At 70.1% G+C, this 22,998-nt stretch carries 18 protein-coding genes; 10 read left to right on the forward strand and 8 right to left on the reverse strand.

Features of this window, described 5'->3' with window-relative positions:
* Positions 1-23 precede the first annotated feature (23 nt).
* Complete coding sequence (locus tag ACHMXE_RS15000) at positions 24-185, forward strand: hypothetical protein (protein ID WP_172705265.1); 162 nt, start codon at positions 24-26, stop codon at positions 183-185.
* A 107-nt stretch (positions 186-292) separates the two neighbouring features.
* Here ACHMXE_RS15000 and ACHMXE_RS15005 read toward each other — a convergent pair whose 3' ends face one another.
* Positions 293-1,414, reverse strand: a complete 1,122-nt coding sequence (locus ACHMXE_RS15005) for an ABC transporter substrate-binding protein (RefSeq protein WP_395349970.1) — start codon at positions 1,412-1,414, stop codon at positions 293-295.
* Positions 1,415-1,578: 164 nt separating this feature from the next.
* Positions 1,579-2,697, reverse strand: a complete 1,119-nt coding sequence (locus ACHMXE_RS15010; RefSeq protein ID WP_395349972.1) for an ABC transporter substrate-binding protein — start codon at positions 2,695-2,697, stop codon at positions 1,579-1,581.
* A 182-nt stretch (positions 2,698-2,879) separates the two neighbouring features.
* On the opposite strand from ACHMXE_RS15010, the gene uvrA reads away from it, so the two are divergent.
* The 5 genes from uvrA to ACHMXE_RS15035 all read left to right on the forward strand — a co-directional run bounded on the left by uvrA (position 2,880) and on the right by ACHMXE_RS15035 (position 13,373).
* Complete coding sequence (gene uvrA, locus ACHMXE_RS15015; RefSeq protein WP_395349974.1) at positions 2,880-8,675, forward strand: excinuclease ABC subunit UvrA; 5,796 nt, start codon at positions 2,880-2,882, stop codon at positions 8,673-8,675.
* A gap of 297 nt (positions 8,676-8,972) precedes the next feature.
* On the forward strand, positions 8,973-10,022 hold the full coding sequence (locus ACHMXE_RS15020; RefSeq protein ID WP_395349976.1) for an ornithine cyclodeaminase: 1,050 nt from the start codon (positions 8,973-8,975) through the stop codon (positions 10,020-10,022).
* A gap of 43 nt (positions 10,023-10,065) precedes the next feature.
* Positions 10,066-11,106 (forward strand): histone deacetylase family protein, encoded by a 1,041-nt coding sequence (locus tag ACHMXE_RS15025; RefSeq protein ID WP_395349978.1) that lies wholly within the window; start codon positions 10,066-10,068, stop codon positions 11,104-11,106.
* A 103-nt stretch (positions 11,107-11,209) separates the two neighbouring features.
* Complete coding sequence (locus ACHMXE_RS15030; RefSeq protein WP_395349980.1) at positions 11,210-12,184, forward strand: tripartite tricarboxylate transporter substrate binding protein; 975 nt, start codon at positions 11,210-11,212, stop codon at positions 12,182-12,184.
* Between the two features lie 112 nt (positions 12,185-12,296).
* Entirely contained in the window at positions 12,297-13,373 is a 1,077-nt protein-coding gene (locus tag ACHMXE_RS15035) for a Fic family protein (protein WP_203202990.1), read from the forward strand.
* A 54-nt stretch (positions 13,374-13,427) separates the two neighbouring features.
* Here ACHMXE_RS15035 and ACHMXE_RS15040 read toward each other — a convergent pair whose 3' ends face one another.
* Positions 13,428-14,039 carry a TetR/AcrR family transcriptional regulator gene (locus ACHMXE_RS15040; RefSeq protein ID WP_395349983.1) on the reverse strand — a complete coding sequence of 204 codons (612 nt, stop codon included), beginning with the start codon at positions 14,037-14,039 and terminating at the stop codon, positions 13,428-13,430.
* Positions 14,040-14,148: 109 nt separating this feature from the next.
* On the opposite strand from ACHMXE_RS15040, the gene ACHMXE_RS15045 reads away from it, so the two are divergent.
* Positions 14,149-15,402, forward strand: a complete 1,254-nt coding sequence (locus ACHMXE_RS15045; protein WP_395349986.1) for an MFS transporter — start codon at positions 14,149-14,151, stop codon at positions 15,400-15,402.
* Here ACHMXE_RS15045 and ACHMXE_RS15050 read toward each other — a convergent pair.
* The gene (locus ACHMXE_RS15050) at positions 15,399-16,241 is read right to left on the reverse strand and encodes an HAD-IIB family hydrolase (RefSeq protein WP_395349989.1); all 843 of its coding nucleotides are present in this window, start codon (positions 16,239-16,241) and stop codon (positions 15,399-15,401) included. The two genes, ACHMXE_RS15045 and ACHMXE_RS15050, sit on opposite strands and share 4 nt — an antisense overlap.
* 116 nt (positions 16,242-16,357) lie before the next feature.
* Here ACHMXE_RS15050 and ACHMXE_RS15055 point away from each other — a divergent pair, with 116 nt between their 5' ends.
* From ACHMXE_RS15055 to ACHMXE_RS15065, 3 genes are read left to right on the forward strand one after another with little or no spacing between them, the layout of a single operon-like run.
* Positions 16,358-17,365 (forward strand): ATP-binding cassette domain-containing protein, encoded by a 1,008-nt coding sequence (locus ACHMXE_RS15055; RefSeq protein ID WP_203202987.1) that lies wholly within the window; start codon positions 16,358-16,360, stop codon positions 17,363-17,365.
* A complete protein-coding gene (locus ACHMXE_RS15060; protein ID WP_395349992.1) occupies positions 17,362-18,207 on the forward strand; it encodes an ABC transporter permease in 846 nt (281 codons plus the stop codon). Before ACHMXE_RS15055 ends, ACHMXE_RS15060 begins: the two co-directional genes overlap by 4 nt.
* A 7-nt stretch (positions 18,208-18,214) precedes the next feature.
* Positions 18,215-19,030 carry an ABC-2 family transporter protein gene (locus ACHMXE_RS15065; RefSeq protein ID WP_209543814.1) on the forward strand — a complete coding sequence of 272 codons (816 nt, stop codon included), beginning with the start codon at positions 18,215-18,217 and terminating at the stop codon, positions 19,028-19,030.
* 126 nt (positions 19,031-19,156) lie between these two features.
* Here the strand turns inward: ACHMXE_RS15065 and ACHMXE_RS15070 are convergent, their stop codons facing one another.
* From ACHMXE_RS15070 to ACHMXE_RS15085, 4 genes are all read right to left on the reverse strand, one after another.
* Positions 19,157-20,785: a peptide chain release factor 3 gene (locus ACHMXE_RS15070; RefSeq protein WP_395349994.1), complete on the reverse strand. Its 1,629-nt coding sequence runs from the start codon at positions 20,783-20,785 to the stop codon at positions 19,157-19,159.
* A 112-nt stretch (positions 20,786-20,897) separates the two neighbouring features.
* On the reverse strand, positions 20,898-21,515 hold the full coding sequence (locus ACHMXE_RS15075; protein WP_395349996.1) for a GNAT family N-acetyltransferase: 618 nt from the start codon (positions 21,513-21,515) through the stop codon (positions 20,898-20,900).
* On the reverse strand, positions 21,512-22,588 hold the full coding sequence (locus ACHMXE_RS15080) for an alpha/beta fold hydrolase (protein WP_395349998.1): 1,077 nt from the start codon (positions 22,586-22,588) through the stop codon (positions 21,512-21,514). Before ACHMXE_RS15080 ends, ACHMXE_RS15075 begins: the two co-directional genes overlap by 4 nt.
* Positions 22,585-22,983, reverse strand: coding sequence for a hypothetical protein (locus ACHMXE_RS15085; protein ID WP_395350000.1), 399 nt, complete (start codon positions 22,981-22,983; stop codon positions 22,585-22,587). Before ACHMXE_RS15085 ends, ACHMXE_RS15080 begins: the two co-directional genes overlap by 4 nt.
* Positions 22,984-22,998 lie beyond the last annotated feature (15 nt).

Here is a 22,998-nt window from a genome sequence, read left to right on the forward strand (position 1 = left end):
ACCCCTCTCAGGAGACAGAACCCATGTGGAAAATCGCAGTCGGCTTCGCCATCTTCGCGGCCATCGCGCTGTACGTGATCTCGAAGGCCGGCGACAAGGTCGACATGTCGGGCGAGAAGCACGGCGTGGAAGTGCACGAGCCGGCGCCTGCCGCGCCGGCTGCGGCCGCGAGCGCGCCGAAGTAAGCCGCGATGCCCTGCGGCCGCCGCCGGGCCGCCCCAAGGCGGCCGCGCCTCCCCCTCGGGGGGGTGGAGTTACACGCCGCGCAGCGGCGTGAAAAGTCGGGGGGCTCTCATCGCTTGAAGCGGCCGTCGCTCACGATGGAGAGGTCGACGTATTCGATGCCGGTGTGATCGGTCGGCGAGAACGAGATGTCGAGCCCGCCGCCCGGGTCGTACTGGAAGGCATTGAGCGTGGCCAGCAGCCGCGCGCGCGTGGGCTTCGGTCCGGTGCGGCGCAGCGCCTCCACCAGCACCTTGGTCGCCACGAAGCCTTCGAGCAGCGCGGGCGACAGTTCCTCCTGCCCCTTGGCCTTGGCGAGCGCCAGGGCCTCCTTGATCAGCGGATTGCCGAACGAGCGCTCGTAGGGGAACACCTGCGTGACGATCACGCCGCGGCTCGCGCCACCGAGGTCCTTGATGAAGCCCGAGGCCGCGTTGTTCGACAGCGTGACCACCTGCGCGGCCGAGCCCGCGGCGCGCAGCGCCTTCACGCCGTCGGACACCGAGGTGCCCGAGCCGATCCACAGCACGGCCTGCGCATTGGCCTCGACGAGCTTCGGCACGATGGCCGCGAAGTCGGGCTTGTTGCGGTCGGCCAGCGCGATCACCACCGGCTTGAGGTTGGCCTTCTCGAAGCCACGGTTCGCGCCCTCGAGGCCGTCCTTGCCGAAGGAGTCGTCGGCCTGCACCACCGCGATGCGCTGGATGCCCGTGGTCTGCAGGTGCACTACCGCCTTCTCGGCCTCGCGCTGGTAGGTGGAGCGCACGTTGAAGATGTTCTTCTGCACCGGCTTGTGCAGCGCCATCGCGCCGGTCGAGGGGCCGACCAGCGGCACGCCGTGCTTGTCGAGCAGCGGGATCACCGCGAGCGTGTTGGGCGTGCCGCGGTTGAGCAGCAGCGCGACCACCTTCTTTTCCTCGATCAGGATGCGCGAGTTCTCGAGCGAGCGCTTGGCATCGAGGCCGTCGTCCATGCGGATGACCTCGATCTGCTCGCCGTTGATGCCGCCCTGGGCATTCACCTGGTCGATGACCAACTGCGAGCCCATGATCGTCTCCTTCACGCTGGCCGCCACCGGTCCCGACAGGTCGGCCGACTGGCCGATCACGATCTGGGCCGAGGTGCCGGTCGCCGCGAGCGCGATCAGCAACGCAGCGGCGCGCAGGCGCGGGATGCTTTTCTTCTTCTTCATCGACAAAACCTTTCCCGTCGGGATTCGTGCCCATGTCAGCAAATGCAATTATGTGTAGCTAGACGTGACATGCGATTCCTCGTGCAAACCCTGTAAAACCGTTGTTTGCAAAAGCAAAAAGCCGGGCGCTGGGCCCGGCTTCGTCGAGAGGGAAAGGCGGCGCTTCAGCGCTTGAAGCGGCCCTCGCTGATGATCGAGAGGTCGGCGAAATCGATGCCGCTGTGGTCCTGCGGCGTGTAGCTGATCTCGAGGCCGCCGAGGTCGTAGTCGCGCAGGCCGTCGAGCGCGGCCACCACGCGGGCGCGCGTGGGCTTGGGGCCGGCGCGGCGCAGCGCCTCCACCAGCACCTTGGCCGAGGCGAAGCCCTCGAGCGCCGCGGGCGAGAGCTCGTTCTGTCCCTTGGCCTTCGCGAGCGCGATCGCCTCCTTCACCATCGGATAGCTGATCGAGCGCTCGCTCGGGAACACCTGCGTGACCACCACGCCGCGGCTGGCGTCGCCGAGCTGCTTGATGAAGCCCGAGGAGGCGTTGTTCGACAGCGTGACCACCTGCGCCGCCGAGCCGGCCGCGCGCAGCGCCTTGATGCCGTCGACCACCGCGCTGCCCGAGCCGATCCACAGCACCGCCTGCGCATTGGCCTGGACGATGGCGGGCACGATGGCCGCGTAGTCGGGCTTGTCGCGGTCGGCCGGCACGGTGGCCGCGGGCTGGGCCTTGGCCTTGCCGAAGCCGGTCATCGCGCCCTCGAGCGCATCGGCGCCGAAGGAGTCGGTCACGTGCACGACCGCGATGCGCACCATGCCGATGGTCAGCAGGTGCTGCACCGCCTTCTCGGCCTCGCGCTGGTAGGTGGCGCGCACGTTGAACACGTTCCGCTGCACCGGCTTGTGCAGCACCATCGCGCCGGTGGAGGGCCCGATCAGCGCCACGCCGTGCTTGTCGAGCCAGGGAATGATGGCTTGCGAATGCGGTGTGCCGCGGCTCATGAAGAGCGCGAGCACCTTCCTGTCCTCGATCAGCGCGCGGCCGTTCTCGCCCGCGCGCTTGACGTCGAAGCCGTCGTCGAGCCGGACCACCTCGATCTTCTCGCCGTGCACGCCGCCCTGCGCATTGGCGGCATCGATCACGAGCTGCGCGCCGCCGATGGTCTCGTTGACGCTGGCGGCCACCGGGCCCGTCATGCCGGCGGTCTGGCCGATCAGGATCTGCGCCTGCGCGGGCAGCAGAACCAGCGCGCCGAGCGCGATCAGTGCCGCGCGCAGGCGGCCGTGCTTGTTCGTCATGTGTGCTCGTCCCTTCTTTTGCGATGGCGCTGCCACCGTTGCAAACCAACGCCTTATTTGTTTCTAAAAGTATTAAATTCACCATTCGGACAAACCCCTGCGCGGCCACCGTCCTTACAGCGGGGTGCACCGGCGCGTCATGGACCACTCCCTAGAATGTTTGCCCCACCCCCAAGGCACTCATGACACAGGGCTCCATCCGCATCCGTGGCGCACGCCAGCACAACCTCCAGAATCTCGACCTCGACATCCGCACCGGCGAGATGACCGTGGTCACCGGGCCCAGCGGCTCGGGCAAGTCGAGCCTCGTGTTCGACACCCTGTACGCCGAGGGCCAGCGGCGCTACGTCGAAACCTTCTCCGCCTACGCCCGCCAGTTCCTCGACCGCATGGACAAGCCGGCGGTCGACAAGGTCGAGGGCGTGCCGCCCGCGATCGCCATCGACCAGACCAACCCGGTGCGCTCCTCGCGCTCCACGGTCGGCACGATGACCGAGCTCAACGACCACCTGAAGCTGCTCTACGCACGCGCGGCCGACCTGTTCGACCGCGAGACCGCGCTGCCGGTGCGCCACGATTCGCCCGACAGCATCTATGCGCAGATCGTCGAGCGCGCCGCGGCCGCGGGCGATCCGCGGCTGGTCGTGACCTTCCCGGTCGAGCTGCCCGCGAGCACCACGGCCGACGAGGTCACGCAGTGGCTGTCGGCCAGCGGCTTCACGCGCGTGCAGGCCGAGCGCGAGGTGGCCACGCCCACCGGGCCGCGCAAGGTGCTCGACGTGGTGGCCGACCGCTTCCGCGTCTCGAGCGCCGAGCGCTCGCGCGTGGTGGAGGCGATCGAGGTCGCGCTCAAGCGCGGCAGCGGGCGCGTGACGGTGCATGCGACCGGGGCCGAGGAGAACGCTCCGACGGACGTGTGGAAGTTCTCCACGGGCCTGCACTGCCCCGAGAGCGACATCCGCTACGGCGACCCGATCCCCTCGATGTTCTCGTTCAACTCGGCCGTCGGCGCCTGCGACAGCTGCCGCGGCTTCGGCCGCGTGATCGGCGTCGACCTCGGCCTCGTGATCCCGAACGACAAGCTCACCCTGCGCGCGGGCGCGGTCAAGACCATCCAGACCCCGGCCTGGAAGGAGGCGCAGGACGACCTCATGCGCCATGCCGAGGCCGCCGGCATTCCGCGCGACACGCCATGGAACAAGCTCACCGCCGAGCAGAAGCACTGGGTGATCGAGGGCACGCCCAACTACAAGGAGGGCAACTGGAACAAGCAGTGGTACGGCATCCGCCGCTTCTTCGGCTACCTCGAGAGCAAGGCCTACAAGATGCACATCCGCGTGCTCTTGTCGAAGTACCGCAGCTACACGCCGTGCCCCACCTGCGCGGGCGCGCGGCTCAAGCTCGAAAGCCTGCTGTGGCGCATCGGCAGCAAGGAAGACGCCGACGCGGTGCTGCCGCCCGAGAAGCGCTTCATGCCCATCGGCGTGAAGTGGACGCGCGCGCAGCTCGAGGCGCTGCCGGGCCTGTGCCTGCATGACCTGATGCTGCTGCCGATCGAGCGGCTGCGCCAGCTGTTCGACCGAATGACGGCCGGCGGCACCGCCACGGCCGGCGAGACGCAGCGCTCGAGCGCGGCCGGCGAGGTCCAGGCGCTCAAGCTGCTGTTCGAGGAGATCACGACCCGGCTGCGCTACCTGCACGACGTCGGCATCGGCTACCTCACGCTCGACCGCCAGAGCCGCACGCTCAGCGGCGGCGAGGTGCAGCGCATCAACCTCACGACCGCGCTCGGCACCTCGCTGGTCAACACGCTGTTCGTGCTCGACGAGCCCAGCATCGGGCTGCATCCGCGCGACATGAACCGCATCACCGAGGCCATGCTGCGGCTGCGCGACGCGGGCAACACGCTGGTGGTGGTCGAGCACGACCCGGCCGTGATGCTCGCGGCCGACCGCGTGATCGACATGGGCCCGGGCCCCGGCGCGCGCGGCGGCCAGATCGTGTTCGACGGCAGCACCGACGCGCTGCGCGACGCCGACACGCTGACCGGCCAGTACCTGGGCGGGCGCAAGAAGATCGGCATGGGCTTCAAGCGGCTGGTCAGCGAGAACACGCACCGGCTCATCCTCGAGGGCGTGCGCGAGCACAACCTCAAGGACATCAGCGTCGAGTTCCCGCTTGCGCGCCTGGTCTGCGTGACCGGCGTCAGCGGCTCGGGCAAGTCGACGCTGGTGCAGGACGTGCTCGCGCCCGCGCTGATGCGCCACTTCGGCAAGGCCACCGAGACGCCCGGCGCGCACGACCGCCTGCTCGGCGCCGACCACCTCGGCGACGTGGTGTTCGTCGACCAGTCGCCGATCGGCAAGACCGCGCGTTCCAACCCCGCGAGCTACGTCGGCGCCTGGGACGCGATCCGCGAGATCTTCGCCACCGCGCCGATCTCGCGCCAGCGCGGCTACACCGCGAGCAAGTTCAGCTTCAATTCGGGCGACGGCCGCTGCCCCACCTGCGGCGGCTCGGGCTTCGAGCACGTCGAGATGCAGTTCCTCTCCGACGTCTACCTGCGCTGCCCCGACTGCGACGGCAAGCGCTACCGGCCCGAGATCCTCGAGGTGCGCATCGAGCGCCACGGCAAGAGCTTCAACGTGGCCGACATCCTCGAGCTGACCGTGGCCGAGGCCGCGGCGCTGTTCGATGCCGACCGCGACGTGCTGCGCGTCCTGCAGCCGATCTCCGACGTGGGCCTCGACTACGTCAAGCTGGGCCAGCCCGTGCCCACGCTGTCGGGCGGCGAGGCGCAGCGCCTGAAGCTCGCGGGCTTCCTGGCCGAGGCCGCCAAGGGCGCGACCTCGAGCAAGCAGGCAGTGGCGCGCAAGGGCACGCTGTTCCTGTTCGACGAGCCCACCACCGGCCTGCACTTCGACGACATCGCGCGGCTCATGCGCGCGCTGCGCAAGCTGCTCGACGCCGGCCATTCGCTGATCGTGATCGAGCACAACCTCGACGTGATCCGCGCCAGCGACTGGTGCATCGACCTCGGCCCCGAAGGCGGCGAGGGCGGCGGCCAGGTGGTGGCCGAGGGCACGCCCGAGCAGCTGCGCGAGAACCGCGCCTCGCTCACGGGCGCCGCGCTGGCCGACTACGAGCTCGCGATCGGCCCGGGCGCCTACAAGGTGGCCGAGCGCGCGGCGCGCCGCTACATCGCGCAGGCCAAGAAGGCGCCGGGCGCCGACGCGGTCGAGATCGTGAACGCGCGCGAGCACAACCTCAAGAACCTCAGCGTCAACATCCCGCGCGGCAAGTTCAGCGTGGTCACGGGCGTGAGCGGTTCGGGCAAGTCCACGCTGGCTTTCGACATCCTGTTCAACGAAGGCCAGCGCCGCTACCTCGAATCGCTCAACGCGTATGCGCGCAGCATCGTGCAGCCCGCGGGCCGGCCCGAGGTCGATGCCGTCTACGGCATTCCGCCCACGGTGGCGATCGAGCAGCGCCTGTCGCGCGGCGGCCGCAAGAGCACGGTGGGCACCACCACCGAGGTCTGGCATTTCCTGCGCCTCTTGTTCGTGAAGCTCGGCGTGCAGCACTGCGTGAAGGACGGCGCGGCCGTGCAGCCGCAGACGCCCGACAGCATCGCCGCGCAGCTGATGCGCAACTTCAAGGGCCAGCACATCGGCCTGCTCGCGCCGCTGGTGAGCAACCGCAAGGGCGTCTACACCGAGCTGGCCGACTGGGCGCGGCCGCGCGGCTTCACGCACCTGCGCGTGGACGGCGACTTCCTGCCGACCGCGGGCTTCCCGCGCATCGACCGCTTCAAGGAACACAGCATCGAGCTGCCCGTGGCCAGCCTCGACGTGCTGCCCACGAACGAGAACCAGCTGCGCGAGGCGCTCACGAAGGCGCTCGAGCACGGCAAGGGCGTGGTGCACGTGCTCAGCGAGATGGACGGCCTGCGCGCCGCCATGATGGCCGGCGTGACGGCCGCCGGCATCGGCCGCGTCAGCGTGTTCTCGACCCTGCGCGCCTGCCCGGTCTGCAGCACCAGTTACGCCGAGCTCGACCCGCGCCTGTTCAGCTACAACAGCAAGCACGGCTGGTGCCCCGACTGCGTGGGCACCGGCGTCAAGCTCAGCAAGGAACAGCGCAAGATCTTCGACGACTCGGTGATGGCCGACGACCAGAAGGGACGCGAGCAGACCTTCGCCGAGCCCGACGCCGAGGACGTGGGCGACGTGGCCTGCCCGACCTGCAAGGGCACGCGGCTCAACCCCACAGCGCGCGCGGTGCTGTTCGGCGGCGGCGCGGTCCACGCGCATGCCGGCACGCCGGGCTGGGGCGAGGGCGGCATCGGCATCACCGAGCTCGCGCGCATGAGCGTGACCGACATCCGCACCTGGTTCGAGAACCTCTCGCTCGCGGGCCGCGAGGCCGAGATCGCGCGCGACCTGGTGCCCGAGATCAAGAGCCGGCTCGAATTCCTCGAGGAGGTGGGCCTGGGCTACCTCACGCTCGACCGCGGCGCGCCCACGCTCAGCGGCGGCGAGGCGCAGCGCATCCGGCTCGCGGCGCAGCTCGGCAGCAACCTGCAGGGCGTGTGCTACGTGCTCGACGAGCCGACCATCGGCCTGCATGCGCGCGACAACCGCATCCTGCTCGACGCGCTGCACAAGCTCGGCGACAAGGGCAACACGCTGGTGGTGGTGGAGCACGATGAGGACACGATCCGCCGCGCCGACCACATCATCGACATCGGCCCGAGCGCCGGCAAGCGCGGCGGCCGCCTGGTGGCGCAGGGCGCGGTGGCCGACATCGAGCAGGCGGCCGAGTCGCAGACCGGCCGCTACCTGCGCGACGCGATCAAGCATCCGCTGCAGGCGCGCCGGCTGATTCCCTCGCCCGACCCGAAGGCGCCCGACAACGGCCAGTGGCTCACGGTGCGCGGCGCCGACATGCACAACCTGCAGGACGTGACGGTCACCGTGCCGCTGCAGCGGCTGGTGGTGGTCACCGGCGTGAGCGGCTCGGGCAAGTCCACGCTCGCGCGCGACGTGCTGCTGGCCAACGTGCAGGCCGTGGTGCAGCAGCGCAGCACCAAGGCCGGCCGCGACGCCGATGCCGCGGGCAAGCGACCGGCCTGGGCCGGCTGCAAGGGCGTCGAGGGCTACCAGAGCGTGGACCGCGTGCTCGAGGTCGACCAGACCCCGATCGGCAAGACGCCGCGCAGCTGCCCCGCGACCTACATCGGCTTCTGGGACACCATCCGCAAGCTGTTCGCCGACACCCTCGAGGCCAAGGCCCGCGGCTACGGCCCGGCGCGCTTCAGCTTCAACACCGGCGAGGGCCGCTGCCCGGCCTGCGACGGCGCGGGCGTGCGCACCATCGAGATGAGCTTCCTGCCCGACGTGAAGGTGCCCTGCGAGGTCTGCCACGGCGCGCGCTTCAACCCCGAGACGCTGGCCGTGAGCTGGCGCGGCAAGAGCATCGGCGACGTGCTGCAGATGGAGGTGGACGAGGCGGTCGAGTTCTTCGCGAGCATGCCCAACATCAGCCATCCGCTGCAGCTGCTCAAGGACGTGGGGCTCGGCTACCTGACGCTGGGCCAGCCCTCGCCCACGCTGTCGGGCGGCGAGGCGCAGCGCATCAAGCTGGTGACCGAACTGAGCAAGGTGCGCGACGACATCACGCGCCGCGGCCAGAAGGCGCCGCACACGCTCTACGTGCTCGACGAGCCGACCGTGGGCCTGCACATGGCCGACGTCGAGAAGCTGATCCACGTGCTGCACCGGCTGGTGAACGGCGGCCACAGCGTGGTGGTGATCGAGCACGACCTCGACCTGATCGCCGAGGCCGACTGGATCGTCGACCTCGGGCCCGAGGGCGGCAACGGCGGCGGGCGCGTGGTGGCGGCTGCTGCGCCCGAGGAAGTGGTGCGACTGGGCACGCACACGGGCGTGGCGCTGGCACCCGTGCTGGCGCGCTGAAATCCCGAACCGGTCGGGCTGAGCTTGTCGAAGCCTCGCGCGGCGCTTCGACAGGCTCAGCGTGAACGGGTGGAAGGTGTTTCGCGCTTGCTGTCGCCCAACGCCGGACGGTAGCCCCGAACCGTCGGGCGCGGGCGCTTGCCCCTGCGCTCGACGCGGTCGGGGCCTCGGGCCTCGCCGCGGCCGCGCGCGCGGCGCAGAATGGACTCGAACCCTTGGCGCAGGCGCACATCCTGGACCCGCCATGGTGGAACGGATCGGGTGCGGCGCCGGCCGGGGCTCGCAAGGAGTCCTGCCATGACCCGCTTCATCGATGTCCACAGCCTGGTCCGCCTGGTCGATGAGACCGGCGTGCCGCAGTTCCTCACGGCCCTGGCCGACGCGCTGCGCGACGATTTCCTGCGCTGGCGCGAGTTCGACAAGAAGGCCCGCGTGGCCAGCCATTCGCACCTCGGCGTGATCGAGCTGATGCCGGTGGCCGACGACGGCGCCTATGCCTTCAAGTACGTCAACGGCCATCCGCACAACACCGCGGTCGGGCTGCCCACCGTCATGGCCTTCGGCGTGCTCGCCGAGGTCGACACCGGCTACCCGGTGCTGCTGTCAGAGCTCACCCTGACCACCGCATTGCGCACGGCAGCCACCTCCGCCATGGCGGCGCGCGCGCTGGCGCGGCCCGGTTCGCGCAGCCTCGCGCTGATCGGCAACGGCTCGCAGAGCGAGTTCCAGGCGCTGGCCTTCCATGCGCTGCTGGGCATCGAGGAGGTGCGCGTGTTCGACATCGACCCGCATGCCACCGACAAGCTGGTGCGCCATCTCTCGGCCTGCTCGTCGATGGAGATCGTGCGCGCGCGTTCGGTGGCCGAGGCGGTGCGCGGCGCCGACATCGTGACCACCGTCACCGCCCACCAGGGCCATGCGACGGTGCTCGAGCCCGGAATGATCGAACCGGGCATGCACATCAACGCGGTGGGCGGCGATTCGCCCGGCAAGACCGAGCTCGACCCCGGCGTGCTGCGCGGCGCGCGCGTGTTCGTGGAGTACGAGCCGCAGACCCGCGTCGAGGGCGAGATCCAGCAGCTGGCGGCCGACTTCCCGGTGCACGAGCTCTGGAAGGTGCTGCTCGGCGAGGTGCCGGGCCGCGAGCGGCCGGACCAGGTCACGGTGTTCGATTCGGTCGGCTTCGCGCTCGAGGACTACACCGCGCTGCGCTACATCCATCAGCTCGCGATCGAGCGCGGCGTGGGCCGGCAGATCGCGCTGGTGCCCGAGCTCGACGATCCCAAGGACCTGTTCGGGCTCACGGCCGCGGGCCGGCGCCGGGCCGTGCTGCGGCGTGCGGCATGATGGGCGGCTGTCCAGCCACGGCGCCCGCCGCCGACCCCGTTCCATGCTCACCATCTACAACGACCGGCACACACTCCACCAAGGCAAAGTCGAGATGTTCCGCGGCGAGCTCGTGCCGTGCTTCGAGGTGCCGGCGCGCGCCGACCACGTCAAGGCCGAGATCGAGCGCCGCGCGCTCGGCCCGCTGCTCGCGCCCGATGCGCTGCCCGACGCGCTGCTCGCCAAGGTGCATGCGCCGCGCTACCTCGACTTCATCGCCGGCGCCTGGGGCGAGTGGGTGGCGCTCGATCCCGCCAATGCCGAACGCGACGCGCTGCCCTCGTACTGGCCCACGCGCGGCATGCGCACCGACGTGCTGCCCGCGAGCTTCCCCGCGCGCCTGGGCCTGTTCGGCTTCGATGCGGGCACGCCGCTGACGGCCGGCAGCTGGGCCGCCGCGCGGCACGGCGCGGCCAGCGCCTTCACCGCGGCGCAGCGCGTCGTCGGCGGCGAGCGCGCCGCCTTCGCGCTGACCCGGCCGCCGGGCCACCATGCGGGCGCCGACTTCTTCGGCGGCTACTGCTTCCTCAACAACGCCGCCGTGGCCGCGCAGGCGCTGCGCGACGCGGGCATCGAACGCGTGGCCGTGCTCGACGTCGACTACCACCACGGCAACGGCACCCAGGCCATCTTCTACGCGCGCGACGACGTGCATTTCGCGAGCCTGCATGCCGATCCCGTCACCGACTATCCCTACTACCTCGGCCATGCCGACGAGCGCGGCGCCGGCGCGGGGCTGGGCTTCAACCACAACCTGCCGCTGCCGCGCGGCACCGACTTCGCGGGCTGGCGCGCGGTGCTGACGAGCGCGCTCGCGCGCATCGCCGAGGTGAAGGCCGGCGCGCTCGTGGTCTCGCTCGGCGTCGACACCTTCGAGGGCGATCCGATCTCGGGCTTCAGGCTGCGCAGCGACGACTACCTGCGCATGGGCGAGGACCTCGCGCGCGCGGGCCTGCCGACGGTGTTCGTGTTCGAGGGCGGCTATGCGGTGGCCGAGGTGGGCGTCAACGCGGTGAACGTGCTCGAGGGCTTCGAGCAGGCCTGAATGTCCTTGCGGCCTTGAGGAAATCAGGGCTGCCCCGGTTGTCTGGTGCCGATCGGCGGGGCCCAATCGCGCTCTTTCAAATCCAGCCGGGACCCCAGCCGCCATGCTCCGCCGCCACATCTTCCTCCGCACCGCCGCGCTCGCCGCCTGCGGTTTCGCCGCGCCCCTGGCCGCCTTCGCGCAGCAGGCCTTTCCGGCCAAGCCGGTCAAGCTGGTGATCGCCTTCCCCGCGGGCGGCCCCACCGACATCACCATGCGCCAGCTCGCCGACAACGCGAGCCGCATCCTCGGCCAGCCCGTGATCGTCGACAACAAGCCCGGCGCCGGCGGCACCCTGCCTGCGCAGGCGCTGCAGACCTCGCAGGCCGACGGCTACACCATCGCCCAGATCCCGCTCGGCGTGTTCCGCCTCGGCTACACCACCAAGATCAACTGGGATCCGCTCAAGGACATCAACTATGTCATCAACGTGACCGGCTATGCCTTCGGCATCGTCGTGCCCGCGAACAGCCCGTTCAAGACCTGGGCCGACTTCGTCGCCTATGCCAAGGCCAACCCCGGCAAGCTGACCTACGGCTCCACCGGCACCCTGACCAGCCCGCACCTGACCACCGAGCTGGTCGCGCAGAAGGCCGGCATCGAGCTACAGCACGTGCCCTACAAGGGCAGCGCCGACCTGATGCTCGCCGTGGTGAGCGGCCAGCTCATGGCCGCCGCCGACAGCACCGGCTTCGCGCCGCAGGTCGAGGCCGGCAAGCTGCGCGTGCTCAACACCTGGGGCGAGAAGCGCCTGGCCAAGTTCCCCGACGCGCCCACGCTCAAGGAGCTGGGCTACGACATCGTGCAGAACTCGCCCTTCGGCATCGGCGCGCCCGAGGGCACGCCGCCCGAGGTCGTGAAGAAGCTGCACGACGCCTTCAAGCAGGCGATGGAGGAGCCGAGCTACGTCGCCGCGCTCGGGCGCTACGACATGCTGCCCGACTACATGAGCTCGGCGCAGTACACGAAGTTTGCACAGGACACGGTGGCGCGGGAGAAGGTGCTGATCGAGAAGCTGGGGTTGGCGAAGGAGAAGTGAGGCGGGCTCCCTGCTTCTTTGTCAAACATGTTTAAAAGTTGAAGCTTTTTAAACATGACAAGGCGCACATGCATAAGAATCGGCGGTTTCCTATACACGTCCGGCCTTCCGAATGGCATTCGATCGCCTGCAACCCTTCAATGCGCTGCCTTTGCTGCCGCCCGCGATCGAGCTCGAAAGCAAGGCGGTGCTCAAGCAGGCGATCTCCGCCAACCGGGTCCTGGCCAACCTTCGAGGGCTCGCCGCGCAGATTCCGAACCAGGACGTGCTGATCAGCAGCATCGTTCTGCAGGAGGCCCGGCTTTCGTCCGAGATCGAGAACATCGTCACCACCAACGATGAGCTGTATCGCGCGGACGCCGATGCCGATGGCAAGGCCGATGCGCACACCAAGGAAGTCCTGCGCTATCGCGAGGCGCTGTACCTCGGGCTCGAGGCCCTGAAGACGCGCCCGCTGGCCACCAACCTCTTCATCGAGATCGCACAGCGGATCAAGCAGATCGAGTTCGGCGTACGCGCCATTCCCGGCACCGCATTGAAGAACAACGTGGGCGAGGTGATCTACACGCCGCCGGTCGGCGAAGCCGTGATCCGGGAAAAGCTCGCGAACCTGGAGGGCTTCATCCACGGCGACGACGATCTCGACCCCTTGCTGAAGATGGCAGTGATGCACTACCAGTTCGAGGCCATCCATCCCTTTGCGGACGGCAACGGCCGAACGGGGCGCATCCTGAACCTGCTGTTCTTGGTCGACAAGGGATTGCTGGACAGCCCGGTGCTCTTCCTGTCGCGCTACTTCATCGCGAACCGGGCCGGCTACTACGATGGCCTGCGCCGGGTGACCGAGTCGCGGGACTGGGAGAACTGGCTGCTCTTCATGCTGCGGGCGGTGGAGAGCACGGCCCAGCAGACCTTCGATCAGGTGATGCGGATCCGGGCGCTGATGGAGAGGGTCCGGGAGCGGGTGCAGCGGGAGGCGCCGAACGTCTACAGCAAGGACCTGATCGAGGTGATCTTCCGTCACCCATACACCAAGATCCAGTTCGTGGTCGACGCCGGCATCGCCAAGCGGCAGACGGCATCGGGCTATCTTCAGGTGCTGGCCAGGCTGGGCGTGCTGCGCGAAAGCCGCCACGGCCGCGAAAAGTACTATGTCAACGACGCGCTTTTCGACGAACTCGTGGCGTGAGACATGTCGATGTCATCGACATATCGCGAAGACGTGTCGATTTTCGATAGATTTTTAAACATGACTGGCATGGGCATGGCGCTCACTGGCTGATCGCAAACAACTCCCCCACCAGCCGCTCCCCCAGCTCCCCGCGCACCGGCTCCCCCCAAACACCAGCCGGAACACGATCGGCGCGATCAGGTGATCGATCACCTGTTCGGCCGTCGGCGTGGCCTCGCCGCGCGCACGGGCCTGCTCGACCAGGGCCAGCGCCTCGCGGCGGCGGTTGCGCAGGCAGTCGGTGTCCTCGTCGCCGTTGGCCAGCGCGGCCGCGGCCTTCAGCAGCGAGGTGTTGCACGGCTTGGCCAGGTGCTCGATGAGTTCGCGCGCCCAGGCCGCGAGGTCGGCGCGCAGCGTGCCGGTGTCCGGCAGCGGGCGGTCGGGGTCGAGGCGGTGGGTGGCGGTCTCGGCCAGCAGGCCGGAAAGATCGCCCCAGCGGCGGTAGATGCTGGAGGCGCTGACGCCCGCGCGCTCGGCCACGGCCGGCACGGTGACGCGCTCTCGGCCCTGTTCGGCGACCAGTTCCTCGAGCGCGGCGCGCACCTGCGCCTGCACCTGCGCACTGCGCCCGCCGGGGCGCTTGGCTGAAGACGAAGGAACGGCGGACGGGACGGCGGTGTTCATGGTGAATCGACTTTAACGCAAAGATATTTGCTTTAACAGCGGGAGAGGCCTAGAATCGCAAACGCAAAGATTTGTGCGTTAAGAGTCGTTCCGCGCCAAGGAGTTCACCGTGTCCCAATGCCCCGACCTCGCAAGCCGCCCCGGCACCGCCGCCGCTCCCGTCCGCGCGGCGCCGCGGCGCATGCCCGCCGCACTGGCCTTCCCGCTGCTGGCGGCGGTGCTGTTCGCCTTCTTCTTCGCGGCGGCCGCGCCCTCGCCGCTGTTCGTGGTGTTCCAGCACGCCTGGGGCTTCTCGTCCTCGATGCTGACGGTGGCGTTCGCGATCTACGCCATCGCGCTGCTGATCTCGTTGCTGGTCGCCGGCTCGCTGTCCGACCACATCGGCCGCCGCCCGGTGGTGCTCGCGGCGCTGGTGCTGCAGGCGGTGGCGATGGGGCTGTTCCTGCTGGCGGGCGACATCGGCGGGCTGATCCTCGCGCGCGTGGTGCAGGGCGTGGCGACCGGCATCGCGAGCGGCGCGCTGAGCGCGGCCGTGGTCGAGGCGGCACCGGCCGCGAAGAAGCGGCTGGGCGCGCTGATCACCAGCGTGTCGCCGCTCGCGGGCCTGGCGCTGGGCGCGCTGCTCACGGGCATGGCGGTGCGCTGGACCGGGCAGCCGGTGACGTGGGTGTTCGGCGTGCTGGCGCTGGTGTTCGCGCTCGGCGCGGCGCTGGTGCTGTGGATGCCCGAGACGGTGACGCCGCGCGCCGGCGCATTGGCCTCGCTGGTGCCGCGGGTGTCGATCCCCGCGCGGGCGCGCGCCGAGTTCGCGCGCGGGCTGCCGGTGTTCATCGCGGTGTGGGCGCTGGGCGGGCTGTTCCTGTCGCTCGCGCCTTCGCTGATGCACCACGTGTTCAGCATCGACAGCGGCGTGGTCAACGGCCTCACGATCGCGGTGCTGTCGGGCGTGGGTGCCGCGGCGCCCACGCTGCTGGGCCGTCTCGCGGCGCCGCGCCCGGCGATCCTCGGCATGGCCAGCCTGGCGCTCGGGCTGGTGCTGCTGCTGGCGGCGCTCGCCACGCGTTCGCTGGCGCTGTTCTTCGTCGGCACGGCGGTGGCCGGCATCGGCTTCGGCGGCGCCTTCTCGGCGCTGGTGCAGACGCTCGCGCCGCTGGCCCAGTCGCACGAACGCGGCGAGTTGTTCGCGGCGATCTTCGTGGTGAGCTACTTGGCCTTCAGCCTGCCGGCGATGCTCGCGGGCTTCCTGGTCGCGCCGCTGGGGCTGCTCGCGACGGTCGAGGGCTACGCGGGCGTGCTGCTGCTGGTGGCGGCGGTGGGCACCTGGAACCAATGGGCGCCGCTGCGCCGGCGTGCCGCGCCTTAATTCGGTCGCGCCGCGAGGATCGCGGCCACCGCTTCGCCGAAGCCCGCGCCACGCTCGCCGCGCGTCACGTAGTGCGGCAGGAACTCCAGCTGCGGCACGAAGCGCGCGACGTTCGCCACGCCGATGCTGTGCGCGAAGCTGCGGAACATCAGCTGGTCGTTGGTCGAGTCGCCCACGTAGGCCCAGCGCGCGATCTCGTCGTCGAGCCGGCGGCCCCAGAGTTCGCGCACGATCCAGCGCGCGCCCTCGAGCTTGTCGTTGCCGCCGTACCAGCCGTTGACGTGGATGCTGCTCACGGTGGCATGCATGCCCTCGCCGCGCATCAGCGCCACCACGCGCGCGATGGTGGCGTCGTCGAGCCGTACGAACTCGCTGTGGTCGATCGCGATGTCGGTCTCGCGGCCCGGCGAGTCGGTGGCGCGGCCGGCGCCCGGAATCTCCGCCTCGATGCGCGCGAGCACTGCCTGCATGCGCCGGTAGTTGGCGGCGCGCGTGGGCGCGTCCTGCTGGTAGCGCCTGGCGATGCCGCCGCCGGGCAGCGGCAGCAGCGCCACCGCGCCGTTCTCGGCCACGATCGCATCGACCGGCCAGGCGTTGACGAAGGGCTCGCTCCAGCCCACGGGCCGGCCGGTGATCGCCACCACGTGCAGCCCGGCCGCGCGCAACGCGCCGAGCGCGGCCAGTGCATCGGCGGTGATCGCGCCCTCGGTGGTCAGCGTGTCGTCGATGTCGGTGAACACGCCCGCGAGCGTGGCGCGCGCGGCGGCGGGCCACTGCCCGAGCGGCAGCAGGCGGTCGGGCGAGGCGGGGAGGGAAGAAGACGCGGTGGAGGAGGACATGGCGGACGAGGCACGGCAGGAGCGCGGATCGTACCGGTGGCCGTGCGCGCCGCGCTTTCGTGTAGCATCCCGCCCCCGCCGGCCGGTCGCGCAGACCGCCCCGGCGCGGCCCGCCCATGTCCCAGATCGTCGTCGACCGCCTCCTCAAGACCTACCGCATCGCCGAGCGCGACCCCGGCGTGCTCGGTGCCGTGCGCGGCCTGCTGCACCGCCGCCATCGCACGGTCGAGGCGCTCGCGGGCGTGTCCTTCGCGCTCGAGCGCGGCGAGCTGCTGGGCTTCATCGGTCCCAACGGCGCGGGCAAGTCCACCACCATCAAGATCCTCTCGGGCATCCTGCGGCCCGACGGCGGCAGCGTGCGCATCGACGGGCGCGATCCCTTCGCCGACCGCGAGCGCCACGTGGGCCGCATCGGCGTGGTGTTCGGCCAGCGCACCCAGCTGTGGTGGGACCTGCCGGTGGGCGAGGGCTTCGACCTGCTGCGCGACATCTACCGCGTCGACCGCGAACGCTACCGCCGCACGCGCGACGAGCTGGTCGCGCTGCTGAGCCTCGAGCGCGTGCTCGACCAGCCGGTGCGCCAGCTCTCGCTGGGCCAGCGCATGCGCGCCGAGATCGCGGCCGCGCTGCTGCACGAGCCCGAGATCCTGTTCCTCGACGAACCGACCATCGGCCTCGACGCGCCCTCGAAGCTCGCGGTGCGCGACTTCGTGCGCCGCGCCAACCGCGAGCGCGGCACCACGGTGCTCCTGACCACGCACGACATGCACGACATCGAGGCGCTCGCGCGGCGCGTGATCGTGATCGGCCATGGCCGCGTGCTGGCCGACAGCCCGGTCGAGGCGCTGCGCGCGCAGGTGCTGGCCGAGCGCCGGCTGGTGGTCGACTTCGCGCAGGAGGCGCAACTGCCCGACGACCTCGGCACCCACTGGCCCGGCGTGCGCGTGAACGCGCGCGACGGCCGCACGCTGGTGCTCGATTTCGATCCCGCGGCCGTCTCCGCGCCGGCCTTGATCGCGCGCATCGCGGCCGCGCATGCGGTGGAGGACATCCGGCTCGAGGGGCTGGCGATCGAAGCCGTGATCGCGCGCTTCTATGCGATGCATGGAGCGGCCGACGCATGAAGGACGGATGGCGCGAGATCGCGCGTCCCTACACCGCGGCCTTCGCCTCGCGCTTCCTGCAGATGCTGCAGTACCGCACCGCCGCGCTCGCGGGCTTCGGCACGCAATGCTGGTGGGGCGGCATCAAGGTGATGGTGTTCGCGGCCTTCTACGGCGGCGCCTCGGCCGCCGCGCAGGCGCCGATGTCGCTCGAGCACGCCATCACCTACACCTGGCTCGCGCAGGGCCTGCTGGTGCTGATGCCCTGGCTGGTCGATCCCGAGGTGGCGCAGTCGGTGCGCACCGGCTCGGTGGCCTACGACCGGCTGCGCCCGGTCGATGCCTATGCGCTCTGGTATGCGCGCAGCGCGGGCTGGATCGCCGCGCGCCTGCTGCCGCGCGCGGCGCTGATGCTGGGCTTCGCCGCCGTCGCGCTGCCGCTGCTGGGGCTCGGTGCCTGGGCCTGGCAGCCGCCGGTGGGCGTGGCGGCCGCGCTGGCCTTCGCGCTGTCGATGGGGCTGGGCCTGGCGCTGTCGACCGCGATGGTGATGCTGCTCAACGTCGCGACGCTGTCGGCGCTCAACGAGCGCGGCATCAACGCGCTGTCGGCGCCGCTGGTGATCGTGTTGTCGGGCAACCTGCTGCCGCTCGCGCTGCTGCCCGATGCCTGGCAGACGGCGCTGCTGGTGCAGCCGCTGGCCGGGCTGATGGACATTCCCGCGCGGCTGTACTTCGGCCAGCTGCGCGGCGCCGACGCGCTGCTCGGGCTGGCACTGCAATGCTTCTGGATCGCGCTGCTGGTGGCCACCGGCCGCTGGCTGCTGGTGCGCACCATGCGCCGGCTGCAGGTGCAGGGCGGATGAGCGCGGCATGAGCAGGTCCCCCGGATCGATCGCGCTGTTCCTGCGGCTGGTGAAGGCCTCGGTCGGCGCGCAGGCGCGCTACCCGGCCTCGGCGCTGATGCTCACGGTGGGCCAGTTCCTCGTCACCGGCATCGAGGTGGTCGCGGTCTGGGCGATGTTCCACCGCTTCGGCGAGGTGCGCGGCTGGACCCTGGGCGAGGTCGCGCTGTTCTACGGCCTGGTCAACTGCATGTTCGCGCTGGCCGACGCCCTGGGCCGCGGCTTCGACGTGCTGGGCACCGAGTTCCTGCGCAGCGGCGCCTTCGACCGCCTGCTGCTGCGCCCGCGCCCGCTCGCGCTGCAGCTCATGGGCCACGACTTCCGCATCAGCCGCATGGGCCGGCTGCTGCAGGGGCTGGCGGTGATCGGCTTCGCGACCGCGCAGGCCGGCATCGCCTGGACGCCCGAGGCGGTGGCCGTCGCGCTGTTCGCGCTGGCCGGCGGCGTGGCGCTGTTCCTCGGCATCCTGGTGCTGCAGGGCACGCTGTCCTTCTGGACCGTCGAGAGCCTGGAGATCGCCAACGTGCTGACCTATGGCGGCGTGCAGGCGGCGCAATACCCGCTGGCCCTCTACGCGCGCTGGTTCCGGCGCCTGCTCACCTTCGCGGTGCCGCTGGCCTGCGTGGCCTATTACCCGGCGCTGCTGATCCTCGGGCGGCCCGATCCGCTCGGCGCGCCGCACTGGGTGGGCTGGGTGTCGCCGCTGGCGGGCTTCGTGTTCCTCGCGCTGGCGTTCCGCGTCTGGGGGCTGGGCCTGAGGCACTACGCCTCGACGGGCAGTTGAATTCGGACTTCCGGACGCGAAGAACGCGAAGGTTTCGCGAAGGGCGCGAAGAAAACCTTTTTGTTTCTCTTTGGCGTCCTTCGCGAAACCTTCGCGTCCTCTGCGTCCGGCTGCCCGCTTCCCGCGTTATCCCGCGCTCTGCAGCGCCAGCCCCGCGTGTTCGCGCAGCGGGTGGAAATGGATCTTCGGGAAGCGTTCCTGCGCCAGCCGCACGTCGTACGGCGAGGTGCACAGGAAGGCCAGCGTGTCGGCCGCGTCCTTGGCCATGCGCTGCGGATAGGCGTTGACGAACTCGCGCAGCTCGGCCGGCGTGTCGGCCGTGATCCAGCGCGCGCCCGTGTACTGGCAGCCCTCGAGCCGCACGTCGGCGTCGTACTCGGCCTTCAGCCGGTGCTGCACCACTTCGAACTGCAGCTGGCCGACCGCGCCCAGCAGCATCGGGCCGCCGATCTCGGGGCGGAACACCTGGATCGCGCCTTCCTCGCCGAGCTGGGCCAGGCCCTGCTGCAGCTGCTTGGTGCGCAGCGGGTTCTTGAGGATCACGGTCATGAACAGCTCGGGCGCGAAGAAGGGCAGGCCGGTGAACTGCAGGCTCGCGCCGTCGGTGATGGTGTCGCCGAGCTGCACGCCGCCGTGGGTGGTGAAGCCCACGATGTCGCCCGCGTAGGCTTCCTCGACCGCCTCGCGGCGCTGGCTCATGAAGGTCACGACGCTGGTGGGGCGCAGTTCCTTGGCGGTGCGCTGCACCTTGAGCTTCATGCCCGGCGTGTACTTGCCCGAGGCCATGCGCACGAAGGCGATGCGGTCGCGGTGGTTGGCGTCCATGTTGGCCTGCACCTTGAAGACCACGCCCGCGAAGTCCTTGTCCTCGGGCTGGATCTCCTTCACCACCGGCTGGCGGTTGACCAGCGTGGTGCTGGTGCGCGACTGCGGCGAGGGCGCGAGGTCGACCAGCGCGTCGAGCACTTCCATCACGCCGAAGTTGTTCACGCCCGAGCCGAAGAACACCGGCGTCTGCTTGCCCGCGAGGAAGGCCTCGCGGTCCCAGGTGGGCGAGGCGCCAGTGGCGAGTTCCATGCTGTCCATGGCGGTCTCGAAGTCGGCGCCGAAGCGCTTGGCAAGGGTGTCGCGTTCGCTCAGGGGAATGGTCTCGAAGTCCTGCGGCAGGCGTTCGCTGCCCGACTCGAACACCGTCATGGCCTGCGTGCGCAGGTTCATGATCCCGCGGAAGCTCTTGCCCTGGCCCACGGGCCAGGTCATCGGCACGCAGGGCATGCCGAGCTCGCGTTCCACCTCGTCGAGGATGTCGAGCGGCTCGCGCACTTCCCGGTCCATCTTGTTGACGAAGGTGATGATCGGCGTGTCGCGCTGGCGGCAGACCTCGATCAGGCGCCGCGTCTGCGCTTCCACGCCGTTGGCCGCGTCGATCACCATCAGCGCCGAATCGACCGCCGTGAGCACGCGGTAGGTGTCTTCCGAGAAGTCCTTGTGGCCGGGCGTGTCGAGCAGGTTGATCACGTGGTCGCGATACAGCATCTGCATCACCGACGAGGCCACCGAGATGCCGCGCTGCTTCTCGATCTCCATCCAGTCGGAGGTCGCGTGGCGCGAGGCCTTGCGCGCCTTCACCGAGCCGGCGATCTGGATCGCGCCAGAGAACAGCAGCAGCTTCTCGGTCAGCGTGGTCTTGCCGGCGTCGGGGTGGGAAATGATCGCGAAGGTGCGGCGGCGGCGGGTTTCGGAGGCGAAAGACACGGTAGGGCCAGGTAGAAGGGGTCGGTCGGGCGAACCGGCGATTGTCGCAGGCGCGGCGCCTGGCGCGCACGCTCGGTGCCTTCGCCGCGCAGGGGCGCTCCGGTTCGCCGGCTCAGAACGCCTCGGTCACCCCATAGGCCCGCATCTGCGCCTCGACCTGCGCGACGTCCTGGCACAGCACCACGAGGTCGTGCGCGCGGCCCTCGCGGTCCTTCACGTGCTTGCTCAGCAGTGCTTCGGGCCGGAAGCCCAGCGCCTGGAACACCGCGATCGCGCCGCGCTGGTCCACGGTCATCTGCGCCACCACCTTCTCGTGGCCCTGTTCCATCGCGAGCGCGCAGCCTTCCTGCGCGAGCTGCTGGCCCAGGCCGCTGCCGCGCAGGGCAGGCTCGACCAGCACGCGCAGCTCGGCCACGTGGCGCGACCACGAATGCGGATCGCGGATCACCGCCGCGCAGCCCAGCACCTTGTCGTCGCGCACCGCGAGCACGCTGTCGATGTCGCCGCGCGCGATGGCCCGCACCCAGGCGTCCATCACCTTGGGCTGCGTGATGTCGCGCGGCAGGAACAGCAGGTCGTGCGCAGGCAGCGCCTGCGCGAAGGCCAGCACCGCGCCGGCATCGGCGGCGTCCATGCGGCGCAATGCGATCTCGCCGTCGGCATGCGGCAGCGTGCGCGGATAGAGCCGGGTCGAACCCGGGGTCGTCGAGGTGTCTGCGGCATTCGTCATGTGGATCGCACTCCCAGCCATTCGTCGAGCTTCGGCCACAGCCGGCGCACCGCGTTCGGTCCCGCGGCCAGGCTCACATGGCCGCCCTTGAGCACCACTTCCTCCTTGTCCGCCGATCCGATGCCCGCGATCAGCGGCGCGCCCGCCTCATAGGGAACGATGTGGTCGTGCTGCGCGAGCGCATGCAGCACCGGCACCTCGATGTCGGCGAGGCGCACCGGCCGCCCGCCGATCGAGAGCTCGCCTTTCAGCAGCTTGTTGCCCCACATCAGCTCCTTCACGGTCTGGCGGAAGTACTCGCCCGCCAGCGGCAGCATCTCGGCGCCCCAGCGGTCGAACATGCGGTAGGACTTGACGAACTCGTCGTTGGCCATGTTGTCCCACAGCTGCACCAGGCCCGCGCCGCGGCCCGCGGGGCGCAGCATGTCGAAGGAGGCGAACAGCATCTCGGGCGGCACGTTGCCCACGCTGTCCACGAGCCGGTCGACGTCGAAGTAGCGCCTGTCGGACCAGGCATGGAACATGGTCATGCGGCTGAAATCGATCGGCGTGGTGAACAGCGCGAGGTTCTTCAGCGGCCCGCGCGGGTGCAGCGCCGCATAGAGCGTGGAGAGCACGCCGCCCATGCAGTAGCCGACGATGCTCACGTCCTCCTCGCCCGAGCGCTGCTGCACGCGGCGGATCGAGTCGGGGATGAAGTCGAGCACGTAGTCCTCGATGCGCAGCCGCTTCTCCTGCGGCCGCGGCGCATTCCAGTCCATCATGTAGACGTCGTAGCCCTGCCGCAGCAGGTGCTCGACCATGCTCTGGCCCGGCGCGAGATCGAGGATGTAGCCCTTGTTGGTGGTGGCCATCACGATCAGCACCGGCACGCGGTAGATCTCGTCGACCATCGGCCGGTAGTGGTAGAGGCTCAGCGTGCCGCGGCGATGGATCTCGTCCTTGGGCGTGAGCCCGACCGCGGGCGTGGCGCTGGTGAGGAACTCCAGGCCCTTGATGTTGCGCTGGATGGTGCGCTCGATCTCGGCGCGCAGGTCGGGCAGCACCGGCAGCTCGGCGGCGGGCGTGCTCATGGACGCGGGCGGCGGGTGCGGGCCGGGGCCTTCTTCGCGGGTGCGCTCGGCGCGGCGGCGGCCGAGGGCGGCTGCTTCGTGCGCTTCGGCGCCGCCGATGACCGCGGCGCCGGCGCTGGCGCGGCACCGCCCTCCTCGAGCTGCCGCGAGATCCGCGCCAGGTGGTCGTCGATGTGCTGCAGCTGCTCGGACAGCGCCTGCAGGTCGGCGCGCGTGGGCAGGTTGAGCATCGTGAGCAGCCGCGCCATCAGGTCGCCGAGCGCCTTCTGCGCACCCAGCGAGGCATTCATGCCGCCATGCATGCCCTGTCGAAACGGATCGGAGGCCATGGCCTCGTTGGCGAACGCGTTGGTGCTCTTTTCCCATTGCGCGCTGAGTTCGCGCCAGATCGCCATGGGGTCGAGGGGAGA

It is taken from the genome of Variovorax sp. UC122_21 (genome assembly GCF_044056785.1).
Lineage (GTDB): Bacteria > Pseudomonadota > Gammaproteobacteria > Burkholderiales > Burkholderiaceae_C > Variovorax.